Annotated in this window: 2 protein-coding genes; both read left to right on the top strand. The window is 45.4% G+C overall.

The genetic code is table 11. From position 1 onward, the window contains the following. Positions 1-191 (top strand): helix-turn-helix domain-containing protein (locus ABLT31_RS38875; RefSeq protein ID WP_367761078.1); only part of this gene is annotated, 191 nt, incomplete at its 5' end. A 13-nt stretch (positions 192-204) separates the two neighbouring features. Further along, a partial coding sequence (locus ABLT31_RS38870) for a glycine betaine ABC transporter substrate-binding protein (protein ID WP_367761076.1) occupies positions 205-641 on the top strand: 437 nt, incomplete at its 3' end.

Here is a 641-nt window from a genome sequence, read left to right as displayed (position 1 = left end):
CATCCCTCGGTGAGGGAGTATTTAAAATGGAAAAGGATGTGACGCTGCAGTCCGTTCTGGAAAATGTAGAGGAACAGCTGATTCGGCGAGCATTGGAAGAAACAGGGGGAAATCAGACAAAGGCTGCCGAACGTCTGGGCATCTCTAGGCATACGCTCATTTACAAATTAAAGAAGATGCAATGCAAATAATGGGGATAAGTTCATGATGAATCATACTCTTAGACTTACCTCATGGAAGAAAATCGCCCTCTTGTTTTTTGCTTGTATTCTAACTGTTCTTGCCGGATGTGAAAAGGCAAGCCCGATTAAAGGTGAAGCAAAGGATCCTGCGCAGATGCCGCTGATTGTCATGGGAGCAAGATCGGCTACGGAGCAGCATTTGCTGATGAAAATCTCTACACTCTTGCTGAAGGATCATGGGTATCGCGTGAAGGAAATGAACTTTTCGGACAGCAGCTCTCTTCGGAAGGGACTTGAAGCGGGAGTGGTTGATATCTGCTGGGAATACACAAACACGGTAAGAATGTATATTCATAAGAAACCGCCGATTTTTGATTCGGATCGTGCCTTTAAGGAAGTAAAGGAGGAGGATGGCAAAAAGGGCTTGATTTGGCTTCCACGCTCTGACTTTGATAGCTC

It is taken from the genome of Ammoniphilus soli (assembly GCF_040813775.1).
The sequence above is the reverse complement of the archived record's forward strand: the minus strand, read 5'-3'. Positions and strand labels throughout refer to the sequence as shown.